The following is a 12,193-nucleotide window of genomic DNA, read 5'->3' as shown; positions in this document are numbered from 1 at the left end:
CCTCTCACGTTATATCTAATAATCCCATTTTGATGCCTGAAATTCTGCCTTGCCTCCATGTGCAAAGAAGCGAATTTCCACACTTTCCTTGCTCGGGAAGATGCGGCTTGTGAATACCTCTTCTCCATCATTGACAAAGATCTCAACGGAAGAGGAATCCACAAAAATACGGAACTTAAGCACATCTGCATTCAATGCGCAGCGCCTTACATTCCCGTTCTGATCCGCGAGCGTGGCGCCTGACTGGGAGCGATCCAGGATTACTTTCTGTGCCAACCGGTCATACTGCAGCACGGTCTTCTCTTCTGCACTCGCCCGCAGTTCAATGCCTACGACCTCTGCGTCAAAATCACGGATCTCACATTCCAATTCATAAGCCATCCCGGCAAAGTCCGCGAAAGATCGAGTCTCATTACCAATTATGAATTCCATATGAGTCCCTTCAGAATCCCCGCGCAGCTTCACCATTTCAGAGACTGGCTGCTGAATTAACTTCCGCTCCCGGAGTGACAACTGCCGCGGAATCGTCAGGCAATGTGCCCATCCACTCTTGTCTGTCGGATACTCCAAATCAGGAAGTCCCATCCATCCCACCAAAATTCGTCTTCCATCCGGCGCCTGCATCGTCTGTGGAGCATAAAAGTCAAATCCACGATCCAGCTCCTGAAACGGACCATGTTCGAAATGCCTTGTCTGAAGATCCAGTGGTTCACCAATCAGATAGCCTGACTGAAAAATGTTGTGATACTCATCTCCCTGACTCTCTATTCCTTGAGGTGAAAAGATCAGCACACCCTGACCCTGCATCTCCATATAATCGGGGCACTCCCACATGTAGCCAAAGTTAGGTAGCCCAGTATGAATCTCTCCAAGCAACGTCCAGTTTCTGAGATCTGACGAGCGATATAATACCGTGCATCCAGTTTCATCTACACGCTGGGCTCCGATCACACAATAATACGTGTCACCCTGCTGCCATACCTTGGGGTCTCTGAAATGCTCCGTGTAGCCAGAAGGTACTTCAGAGATCACAGGTTGATCCACTTTGGTTATTGAACCGCTTTCATCCATAATCGCCAGACACTGATACGGATGTCTAATCCAGTCTTCATCTCTTGTATTGCCAGTGTATAGCAAATGAAGTTGGCCATCTTTTTCAATAGCACTGCCCGAATAAGCCCCGTGTGAGTCATAGGTGTCCCCCGGCTGGATTCCTATTCCGACTTCTTCCCAGTGCACCAGATCCGTTGAACGGGTATGATACCAATATTTCAATCCATGCTCGGTTCCGAGTGGGAACCACTGATAGAACAGATGATAATACCCCTGATAATAGGAAAATCCGTTAGGGTCGTTAAGCAGTCCGGTTATAGGCTGGATATGGTAATGCTGTCTCCACGGACAAGCAGAGATCAAAGCTTCCAGCTTGCCTATTTCTCCAGGCTCTGCCTGTTCGATTCGTCTGTAGCGTTGCTCTCTAGTCATTTTCATAAAAAGTGTTCTCCATCCTAGCTAATATAAATTAGACCAAGAAATTTTACACTTGGCCACTTCGATGGCAGAACAATCCTCCGATCGCTGTTATCCCCAGATTTCCTTGATCCCATTTCTAAAGGGTGAAATCCGCTGTAGCTTATGCTTCCGAAGCAGCTTTCTTACAGAAAGCTTTTAAGCGAACACTACGTTTCTACAGATTTTTTCTGCCCTCTCCGTGATCGTGTAACTCTTAATTTAATTTATTTTTAAAATCCAATAATCAGAGGAACCGGTTCCAATTCACTCAAAAAAATAATTCCATGCAGCTTTTTCGCCTGCCACCGTGCTCCCATATCCGTATCGGACATTTAGTGTGGAACCGGTTCGATGGAATTATCATAAAGGATATATTTATATCTTGTCAACGCTTTCTCGTGGAATAATCTCCACATCAAGGATCGTGCACTGTTCCACTGGCTCGCCTTTTACCAGACGAATAATGTGCTGGGCCGCCACTTGACCTGCCTCAAAATAATGATATTTCACTGTCGTTAGTGTAGGATGAATCATCTCGGTAATTTCATAACCGCCAAATCCGGTAACCGATAAATCCTGCGGTATTTGTATCTTATTGGAAAAAGATATCTTCATCACACCCAGTGCGATATTATCTGTTGCACCCACAATAATGCTCGGTTTGCTTTCTTTCAAAATCGCTTCTGCGGTAATGATGGCCTCGGACATTTTGAAGCTTGTCTCATAATACGTCACATCACATCCGCCACATTCGTCGATCGCACGCTTGAACCCCTGTTTGCGATGGATACCCACCGCCTGATCTTTCTCGGTAACGCCAATATAGACAATTTTTCGATGGCCCTTCTCCACAACATGCTTCCCCATCTCATACCCCGCCTGATCATCATTATGAACCAGACTGTGCAGATGTTCATGCTGCTGCCCTACCAATAGGACCGGAATTCCGATGTCTTCAACGGCTTTGAGATGTGCGTCGGTCACTTCAGCGGCAAGCAGAATAATGCCGGATACCTTCTGTCTGGCAAAGTCATATATAGCATCAATCTCACGCTGCATATCCTGGCTCGTATTAGCGATCAGCATCTGATACTGGTTATTTCTTAATTCTTCATCGATGCCGATCAATGTCTGAGAGGTTGCAAAGGAATCCAGACGAGGAACAACCGTTCCAATAATACTGGTTTTTTTTGCTTTGAGACTCTGTGCAAACGTATTGGGTACGTAATTGTATTGTTTAATAATGCGCTCAATTTTGTGCCGTGTATCTTCACTAACCGAACCACCATTCAGGAAACGAGAGACTGTGCTCTTCGCCACGCCTGCCATTTGGGCGATATCCGAAATCGTTTTATTCATAACTTCTCCTCTTATTCTCATTGCTTGAATTCACTTATATTACCTTATATTATACTTCGAATGGCAAACCCTTGCGAATACTATTCCCATGAAGCTATTAGTAAATCGCACGGGAAACTTGAAGTGCATGCATAATGCGTCACGGTAAAGCGTTATTGATGCATGGCATTAATTCAGCTTCTTGCAGACAACAACATGAGATGCTAGTATAACTTCAATTCATAACGTGTATCATGAAATACAGAACAGAACATCATTATCCATACAGGCTATGACGGAAAGAGTACGCGGAGTTATCGTTCATTACAGGGATGCGGTGCCGAAGACTGAGAGCACCCGAAAGGAACATGCCGCCGAAGTTCACTCCCGAGCCGATTGCTGAAGAGCTGCTCCTCCAGGATACAGCTTCTAGGACAATCCGTTCCTTGCGTTAAAAGGTCAAAGTGAGAAACAATTCGGCTGTATTCAATCAGCAGGACCGTTTCTAATTAGGGTGGTACCACGGCTTCTTCGTCCCTTACGGATGAAGGGCCTTTTTGTGTTTTTTCATAAATCTAAATTGAAGGAGTGGATCAGCATGGATCAAAGCATGAACTTGGAACAATTAAGAGGCCGATTGAGTGAGATTAATCATAACCTCCTGCACTTATTGTCAGAACGGGCACAAATTACACAGGAAATTGGTCAAATCAAGGAAAAACAGGGTGTACCCAAATTTGATCCGGTACGGGAAAAAGAAATGCTGGAGGAACTGACTGCCGCCAATCCGGGGCCTTTCCAGGACGATGCCATCAAACTTCTGTTCAAGCAGATTTTCCAGGCTTCCCTGAACCTTCAGGTCGACGAACACAAGAAACAACTGCTCGTTAGCCGCAAAAATCAGCAGGAAGATACTGTCGTCTCCATCGGAAACGTCAAGGTTGGCGCAGGCAAACCGATCATGATTGCTGGACCGTGCTCGGTTGAAAGTTATGAGCAGGTACGTGAGGTCGCAGCAGCGTTGAAAGAAGCAGGCATTACCGTGATGCGCGGAGGTGCATTTAAACCTCGTACTTCCCCATATGACTTCCAGGGACTCGGAATTGAAGGATTGAAAATTCTGAAGGAAGTTGCCGACGAGTTCGGGTTGAAGACCATTAGTGAGATTGTGCATCCAAGTCATATCGAACTGGCTGGCCAGTATATTGATGTCATCCAGATCGGTGCCCGTAACATGCAAAACTTCGAACTGCTCAAGGCTGCCGGGGATGTTCAGATTCCTATCCTGCTGAAACGTGGTTTGGCGGCAACCATTGATGAATTTGTTCATGCTGCGGAATACGTCGTCTCCCGGGGGAACAAACAGGTCATGTTGATTGAACGCGGCATTCGCACCTACGAAAAAGCAACACGAAACACACTAGACATCTCTGCTGTGCCGATTCTGAAACAGGAAACCCATCTGCCTGTGCTTGTGGATGTCACCCACTCTACCGGGCGCAAAGATATCCTTGCTCCTTGTGCCAAGGCAGCTCTTGCAGCCGGTGCGGATGGTGTTATGGTTGAGGTTCATCCGAATCCGGCGGTAGCCCTCTCCGATAGCGCACAGCAATTAAACATTGAACAGTTCAACCAGTTCCTCTCCTCTGTGAGACAATCCGGGTTGCTGAAGGATCAATAGGTTAGTTAACAATAAAAGCCTGAATAAAATGTAGGGTTCATACGAAAAACGGTATGATCCTACATTTCTCAGGCTTTTAATCAGCTTAATGTCTATACATTTGGCTATGCTCCACTTTTCTCAAACCTCTATAATAATGGGCAGGATCATCGGTCTTCGTTTCGTCTGGGCATAGATGTAACGACCGATCTCGTCTTTCAGCTTTCTTTTGATGACATTCCACTGATTCGCTCCACTTTCGGTTAACTCATCCATCTTGTTCTGAACCAGTTCATGAATCTCTTTCATGAATTCCTCGGAGTCTTTTACAAATACAAAACCTCTGGAAATAATCTCGGGGGCTGTCACCATATGCTTCTCCGTTTTGCTCAACGTAGTCACAATCAACAACATTCCATCGGAAGATAGTTGCCGGCGATCACGCAGCACGATATTCCCGACATCGCCCATGATCAGACCATCGACCAGACTATTGCCTGAAGCAATTTTGGGACCAGGAGAAGCCACGCCGTCTTTGTACTGAATCATATCCCCATTGTTCACGATGAATACATGATCCCGTTCGATCCCTACGGACTCCGCCAGCTGTCTATGCTGATACAGCATGCGAAACTCTCCGTGCACAGGAATCAGATAATCAGGCTTCATCAGGGTCAGCATCAGTTTGAGTTCTTCCTGGCTGCCATGTCCAGATACATGCATGCCTGCTGCACCGCTTGAACCGTAAATAACGCGTGCTCCGAGCACATACAGATTATCAATGACATGCGCTAGATTGCGTTCGTTTCCCGGGATTGCTCCAGCGGCAATAATGACGGTATCTCCAGGTGCTATCTTCACATGAGGATGTTTGGAGGCCGCCAAACGGGATAATGCTGCCATCGTTTCACCCTGGCTTCCCGTACAGAGCACAACGACCTCATCAGGTGGAAACTGGTCCGAATCAATGGCCTCAATGAGCAGCCCATCAGGTACATCCAGGTATCCCAGTTCACTGGCTACGGACACTACATTAATCATGCTTCTGCCCAGCAGAGCCAGCTTGCGCCCCGTCTCGAATGCTGCATTTACAATCTGCTGAACCCTGCTTACGTTGGACGCAAAGGTTGAAATAAATACTTTTTGTTTGGCACGAATGAATGCATCCAATATGTGGTCACCTACGACTCGCTCGGAAGCCGTAAACCCGGGTCTCTCTGCATTGGTACTCTCGGACAACAACACGTGAACACCTTGTTTGCCAATCTCGGCCATACGGTGCAGATCGGGATACGGCCCATTAACAGGTGACATATCAAACTTGAAATCCCCAGTATGGACGACATTCCCCCCTGGAGTCTGAAAGAAAATGCCTAGACAATCCGGTATGCTGTGACTGGTTGCAAAAAAAGAAACCTCAAAGTCGCCCAGCGTAATGCTGGAATTGGAGTCAACCGTATGCAGATCTGCTTTGCGCAGCAGACCATGCTCTTTCAGTTTCAGCTCAATCAATCCTCGTGTCAGTCTGGACGCATACACAGGGACATTGATTTGTTTTAACAAATAGGGAATGCCGCCAATGTGGTCCTCATGTCCATGAGTAACCACAAGCGCCCTAACCTTGTCCTGATTCTCCAGTAGATATGTCACATCCGGAATGATGAGGTCAATCCCCGGCAGGGTTTCATCCGGAAATTTGGAACCACAGTCGATGACAATGATGTCCTCATTATGCTGGATAAGATACATGTTCTTGCCAATTTCATTCAAGCCGCCAAGTGCAGCGATATATAATTTGTTGTGGGCGATATTCAAATTGGATTGATCCTCCTCTTCGTTGCAAAAATGGCAATGATTCTTTGCATTTTTTTATGTATTTTTAGTATGGAAATTCTGATCGAAGTTATGCATTTCGCAGCTGTTTCCATGCAAAAAAGCCACAGCGGAGGGCTTGCTCCGCTGTAGCCTGCATCATCCTACACGAAAGATTTATCTCGTTGAAGCAAAACTTCCTGCTCATAGGTTTTAATCTCAGCAATCCACTGCTCACGTACAGGTACTTGCTGCTGGGCGCAATAATAATCCCAGATCGCGCCGAAAGGATAGGACTTGAACTCTTCCGTCAAAGCAAGACGAAGAGTGTAATCCCCTTCCAGCTCCGCTGATTTCAGAGCATCTACAGGTTCCAACATCGCACGTAGCAGTGCTTTAATCGTGTTACGTGTACCAACCACCCACGCAGCAACCCTGTTAATGCTTCCATCAAAGAAATCAAGTCCGATATGTGTCGTTGGAAGCAGATCATGACGTACCAATTCGCGGGCAATTTCCAGTAGCTCATCATCCATAATGACAACATGGTCACTGTCCCAACGCATTGGACGGCTAACATGCAGCAGAATGCCGTTGGTAAACAGCGCCAGTGAAGACAGTTTGTTGGAAATGACTTCCGTTGGATGAAAGTGTCCAGCATCGAGGCAGATTAACGTATCATTTTGCAGTCCATAGCCCATATAGAATTCATGAGAACCAACGACATACGCTTCGGAACCGAGGCCAAACAGCTTGCTCTCGACCGCATCCAGATGATACTTCGGATCAAGCTTCTCGGCAAACACCTCATCGAGTGAATCCTTCAGTCGCTTCCGCGGTGTCATCCGATCGACCGGATTATCCTTGAACCCGTCCGGTACCCATACATTGGTTACACAGGTCTGGCCCAGCTGCTCACCAAAGTAAGCACCAATGCGGCGAGATGCTTTGCAGTGATCGATCCAGAACTTGCGAATCGCCGGATCCGAATGACTTAGCGTGAAGCCGTCACTTGATTTTTCATGCGAAAAGCAAGTTGGATTGAAATCCAGACCGAGCCCCTGCTCTTTGGCCCATTTCACCCAGTTCTCATAATGCTTCGGCTCAATCCGGTCCAGCTCCACTTGTTCGTCCGTATCCGCATAGATCGCATGCAAATTGACCTTATGTTTGCCGGGAATCATCGAGAAAGCTTGCTCCAGGTCTGCCCGAAGTTCTGCGGGCGTCGTTGCAGCCCCCGGATACTGACCTGTAACGGATATTCCGCCCGTAAGTTCCCCGTCTTTATTCAGAAAACCTTTCACATCGTCCCCTTGCCAACAGTGAACAGACACTTTGATCTCCGCGAGCTTCTTCAGCACGTCATCCGTATCAATTCCATGCTGGGCATATAATGATTTGGCTGCTTCATATGCTTGCTTGACTTGATCTTCCATGTGCGAGAACCCTCCTTATTATCGTGTAAATGCTGCCGGCACACCGCCATCAATAGTCATCATGCAGCCGGTCGTTTTTTCCGATTTGGAAGAGGCAAAAAATGCGATGCCTTCCGCAATATCTCTCGGATAAATATTGACGAGCAAAGTTGTACGTTTACGATAGTACTCTTCCAGTTGATCTGGTTCGATGCCATAGGCAGCTGCACGTTCATTTCTCCACGAACCGTTCCAAATCGCTGAACCTTGCAGGATAGCATCCGGGAGAATCGTATTTACACGAATGCCGTATTCCCCGCCTTCCGCAGCGATGCAGCGAGCCAAATGAGCCTCAAGCGCTTTGGCCGAGCTGTAAGCTGAGGCGCTTTTACCCGCATAGACCGAGTTTTTGGAGCCGATAAATACCATACTACCGCCAATCCCCTGCTGTTTCATCAATTTGAAGGCTTCGCGCGCGACGAGGAAGTACCCCGTACCCAGCACATTCATGTTCAAGTTCCATTCCTTCAATGAGGTTTCGTCAAATGGGCTTGAGGTGGCCAGACCAGCATTGTTAACGATGATATCCACTCCGCCATATTGTACGGCAACTTCAGCATACGCGGATTGCACGGCTTCCTCATCGGTCACATCCATCTTCAATGCATATGCGCGATTGGCACCATATTGATCGTTAATTTCCTGAGCTACCTTCTGCGCTCCTTCAAGGTTGAGGTCCGCGAGAACGACATGTGCCCCTTCGGATACCAATCTGCGAGCCGTTTCACTTCCAATTCCACCGGCACCCCCGGTAATAAACGCCACTTTGCGGGAAAACTCAGTCTCCGCTGGAGCCAGCGATAATTTGTAAAGCTCAAGCGGCCAGTACTCTACATTGTAAGATTCATTGGCGCTGAGGGATACGAATTGGCCCAGACTTGTCGCACCGCGCATCACGGCAATGGCTCTATGATACAACGCCCCGCTTACCTGGGACAGTGCCCAGCTCTTGCCTGTGTTGATCATGCCCACACCCGGGATGAGAATAACGCGAGGTGCAGCTTCGAACATCACGTCACCTTCATTTTTGTTGCTCTCAAAATATTGTTGATATTGTTCTTTGTAGGCGGCCACGCCTTCCACCAGCTTGGATTTTAGCCCTTCAATATCCTCCACATCCGGTGTCCAGTCGATAAATAGAGGTACCACTTTGGTATGCACCAAATGATCTGGGCACGCCGCGCCTACCTGTGACAGCTTCGGCGAATCCACTCCACCAACAAAGGTAAGCACATCCTCCTGATCGTCAAAGGACAAAATCATTTTTTTGCTATCCGATACCGCTCCCCGAATGGTCGGCATTACTTTGGATACGATCTGACGACGAACTTCTGCCTCAAACGCAGGATGCTTCTCTCCGCCAAACAGGCTTCCTTCGTCAACACGTGCTTCAATGAAGGCTTCCGCTTCATTAATAATTTTGATTGTCTGCGCGTAACATTCTTCCGATGTTTCTCCCCAAGTCACAAGTCCGTGCTTCTCCATCAGAACCAGTTCGGCATTCGGATTCGAGAATACGCTTTCAGCAATCATCTTGGATAGTGTGAATCCTGGACGCACATAAGGAACCCATACAAATCGATCCCCGTAAATTTCTTTCGCCAGTTCTTTTCCGTTATCCGCACAACACAGACTAATAATCGCATCCGGGTGAGTATGGTCCACGTGTTTATATGGAAGGAATGCATGCAGTAACGTCTCAATGGACGCACGCGGGTGCTTGGAATCGATCATGCAATGTCCCAGATATTCGACCATCTCTTCATCCGACATGGATTCACGTTCGATTAACGGACGAATGTCTTCGAGTCCAAGGCCTGTAAAATGCTTCGCCTGCATGGAAGCGAGGTCAGATCCGCTGCCTTTTACATACATCACTTCTATATCACGGCCGCGAAAATCTTTCACCGTCGTTTTGGTAGACGTGTTGCCTCCGAAAATGTTACATACACGGCGATCTGCCCCAATCAAATTGGATCGGTAGACCAGTTGCTCCAGTCCGGTTGTTTTCTCCGAAGCCTGTGATGAAATCCATAAACTCTGTACCATTTGTTCCCCTCCGATAATGTTTGTTTTATTCCTAATCAGAGTTTATCATCTTTGTTTTGTTTTGAAAACAAAAGATTTTAAATATAAACGGAAGAATTCAAAAGATTTCTGTTTTGGTGTTTTTTCTTTCAATAAAAAACACCCTGACGTGTTAGTCAGAGTGCTTGGGTGAGATTTTGTCCTCAGAATAAGCTTAATACTTCTCGTTGATTGGATGAATATTTTTAGAAAACCCAGACTCTAGTAGATCCCTGCTTTTTTTGAAGTATTTTTGATTCCATAAGTGTCGTTGACCACCGTGTTTCCAAAGCTTGTCAAACTTCCGTTAGGACCCGTAGCCAAGTCCAAATAGTTCAAATCGGAGCTGTTGCCATACCAGGACCATGCGAGCCAGCCTACGCCTTTTTCCTGACCATATTTCATAATCGCATATTCATCGACATCCCCGTTTGTGTGGTATCCACCGAATTCACCGATGATCAGGGCCAAACCTTTGTTCAATACACTTTCCATGTTGGCTTTTACGGTTGCAGCATCTTTACCGGCATATTCATACATGTGAATTGAGAACACGGTGTTTTTCTGTGAATCCGCTGCAAATACACTTTGTCCATAATCCACGATGGATTGTGGGTACTGACCCCAGCCCGCTGCATCCACGATCAATGTATTGTTAATACCGGCATTTCTCAGCTTCGGAATCGCTTTTTTGTATCCGTCAGCCCAGGCACTGCCGTTCCATGTTCCATACCATTCGTTCGCGATATTTACGATAACCCTGTCTTCTTTGCCAATGAGTGCTTCCTTGATGCTAATCCAGTAGTTCACAGCTGCATCCAACGAATTATAGTCATCCTTACCTGTTGCATCATGTACTTCAAGCACCGCAATCATTTTGTTTGCGCTCACAACATTAATGATGTTTTTAACAGAGTTCAGATCGTCTTTGGTGTACTGCACGCCATTGGAGAGCACAATCCGTACGGTGTTGGCACCTGTTTTGGCAATCGCAGGAATAGCCGTGTTCAGGTCGTTCTTAAACCATGAATGTCCATGATTGACACCTCTCATAACAAATGCCTTGCCAGTGGAATCGTACAATTTGCCTCCACTTACATAAAATCCTGTAGCAGCAGACGCTTTCGGTGCAGCACTCCCCAGAATCACCAACATAAGTGCAGCAATTACGGTAAAGACTGTACACTTTTGAAACTTGACCATTCGTTAGAACCTCCTACTTTTTTTGTTTCTTTCAATTAACCCTGCTCAAGGCAATAAGTTAACTAAAATCAAGAGTAACTCATACATTCATAAGGTTGTTAAAATCAATAAATAACTTTATATTCAGATATTTTATTATTTTTATTTACCTTATCGTTAAGGTTATGGACATATAATAAAATGAAAACGCTTACTAGTCAAGTTATTTTTACCATGATAAGGAATGAAATTTTGTGCTCCACAGCAAAGAGGGTACCTCATTCACCGCTAAAAGAAGTGAAAAGGTACCCTCTGTTCCATATGCATGGTCATTGGATATCATCTACGCCGGGCAAAGTCCACAAATCTGAACTTGTCCGGGCGATGCCTTGCCTCTGTGAACTGGAATTGACTGGCGTCCTCCAGGTAAACCTGGCTCCTAACCACAACTACATTGTGGAACCCTTCGAGATCAAGCAATTCCCTATCCTCAGCGGTAGGCTCCTCCACCAAAATTTCCTTTTTGGCAAAAGAGATGGTCAGCCCGAGCTCTTCCTCAATGTACTCGAAGATGGAGTCATTACATATTTCCTTGCTCAAACCGGGAATAAGCCTCTGGCTTATATGGTCCTTGTCCAGAATGACATGTTCGCCATCCACTTTGCGCACACGTCTGATCTCCCATACCTGTTCATTCAGACCAAAATTGATTTTCTTGAACAAGGCTTGATCAACCTTTTTTTCTTCAAAAACCTTAACGTACGTTTTGGCCCGATGTCCCATTTTTTTAGCCAGTTCCTTGAAGCTAACGAGGCCCGAAATAGGAAAATCAATTTTACGTATATCCAGTACAATGGAGCCCTTACCTTGGATTTTTTGAATATAGCCTTCTTCAGACAGCATTTTCAGCGCTTTGCGAATCGTCTCTCTGGACGTTTGATAACTTTCCGATAAATCCAGTTCCGAGGAAAGTAACGTGCCTGCTTCAATTTCTCCAGTCCGAATACGAGCTGCAATATCTTCATAGATTCGGATAAATTTATTATTCATCATTCATCACCACTGTCCATTACCCTTTTTTTATCATATTGGCAACCTATTATAACATTAAAAGTCGAATAACGGATAATGTCGCTACTGACGATGA

8 protein-coding genes are annotated in these 12,193 nt (G+C 46.1%); 1 reads left to right on the top strand and 7 read right to left on the bottom strand.

The window, feature by feature from the left end; all coding sequences use genetic code 11:
- Positions 1–15: 15 nt before the first annotated feature.
- Positions 16–1,491, bottom strand: a complete 1,476-nt coding sequence (locus tag ACFVQB_RS04260; protein WP_379435147.1) for a glycoside hydrolase family 32 protein — start codon at positions 1,489–1,491, stop codon at positions 16–18.
- 396 nt (positions 1,492–1,887) lie between these two features.
- Positions 1,888–2,871, bottom strand: coding sequence for a LacI family DNA-binding transcriptional regulator (locus ACFVQB_RS04255; protein WP_379435146.1), 984 nt, complete (start codon positions 2,869–2,871; stop codon positions 1,888–1,890).
- 577 nt (positions 2,872–3,448) lie between these two features.
- Between ACFVQB_RS04255 and ACFVQB_RS04250 the strand changes: the two genes are divergently transcribed.
- A complete protein-coding gene (locus ACFVQB_RS04250; RefSeq protein ID WP_379435145.1) occupies positions 3,449–4,531 on the top strand; it encodes a bifunctional 3-deoxy-7-phosphoheptulonate synthase/chorismate mutase in 1,083 nt (360 codons plus the stop codon).
- A gap of 120 nt (positions 4,532–4,651) precedes the next feature.
- Here the strand turns inward: ACFVQB_RS04250 and ACFVQB_RS04245 are convergent, their stop codons facing one another.
- The 5 genes from ACFVQB_RS04245 to treR all read right to left on the bottom strand — a co-directional run bounded on the left by ACFVQB_RS04245 (position 4,652) and on the right by treR (position 12,096).
- Positions 4,652–6,325, bottom strand: coding sequence for a ribonuclease J (locus tag ACFVQB_RS04245; protein WP_379435144.1), 1,674 nt, complete (start codon positions 6,323–6,325; stop codon positions 4,652–4,654).
- Positions 6,326–6,486: 161 nt separating this feature from the next.
- Positions 6,487–7,758 carry an L-rhamnose isomerase gene (gene rhaA, locus ACFVQB_RS04240; RefSeq protein ID WP_379435143.1) on the bottom strand — a complete coding sequence of 424 codons (1,272 nt, stop codon included), beginning with the start codon at positions 7,756–7,758 and terminating at the stop codon, positions 6,487–6,489.
- A gap of 18 nt (positions 7,759–7,776) precedes the next feature.
- Positions 7,777–9,846: a bifunctional aldolase/short-chain dehydrogenase gene (locus tag ACFVQB_RS04235; protein ID WP_379435142.1), complete on the bottom strand. Its 2,070-nt coding sequence runs from the start codon at positions 9,844–9,846 to the stop codon at positions 7,777–7,779.
- A 240-nt stretch (positions 9,847–10,086) separates the two neighbouring features.
- Positions 10,087–11,019 (bottom strand): glycoside hydrolase family 5 protein, encoded by a 933-nt coding sequence (locus ACFVQB_RS04230; protein WP_379436308.1) that lies wholly within the window; start codon positions 11,017–11,019, stop codon positions 10,087–10,089.
- Positions 11,020–11,385: 366 nt separating this feature from the next.
- The gene (gene treR / locus ACFVQB_RS04225) at positions 11,386–12,096 is read right to left on the bottom strand and encodes a trehalose operon repressor (protein ID WP_379436305.1); all 711 of its coding nucleotides are present in this window, start codon (positions 12,094–12,096) and stop codon (positions 11,386–11,388) included.
- Positions 12,097–12,193: the final 97 nt, after the last annotated feature.

It is taken from the genome of Paenibacillus sp. NPDC057886 (genome assembly GCF_042796655.1).
Lineage (GTDB): Bacteria > Bacillota > Bacilli > Paenibacillales > Paenibacillaceae > Paenibacillus.
The sequence above is the reverse complement of the archived record's forward strand: the minus strand, read 5'-3'. Positions and strand labels throughout refer to the sequence as shown.

Coding starts and splice junctions, on each gene's coding strand:
- ACFVQB_RS04260 (WP_379435147.1), bottom strand. CDS start 1,491: ATGAAAATGACTAGAGAGCAACGCTACAGACGAATCGAACAGGCAGAG.
- ACFVQB_RS04255 (WP_379435146.1), bottom strand. CDS start 2,871: ATGAATAAAACGATTTCGGATATCGCCCAAATGGCAGGCGTGGCGAAG.
- ACFVQB_RS04250 (WP_379435145.1), top strand. CDS start 3,449: ATGGATCAAAGCATGAACTTGGAACAATTAAGAGGCCGATTGAGTGAG.
- rhaA (WP_379435143.1), bottom strand. CDS start 7,758: ATGGAAGATCAAGTCAAGCAAGCATATGAAGCAGCCAAATCATTATAT.
- ACFVQB_RS04235 (WP_379435142.1), bottom strand. CDS start 9,846: ATGGTACAGAGTTTATGGATTTCATCACAGGCTTCGGAGAAAACAACC.
- ACFVQB_RS04230 (WP_379436308.1), bottom strand. CDS start 11,019: ATGTTGGTGATTCTGGGGAGTGCTGCACCGAAAGCGTCTGCTGCTACA.
- treR (WP_379436305.1), bottom strand. CDS start 12,096: ATGAATAATAAATTTATCCGAATCTATGAAGATATTGCAGCTCGTATT.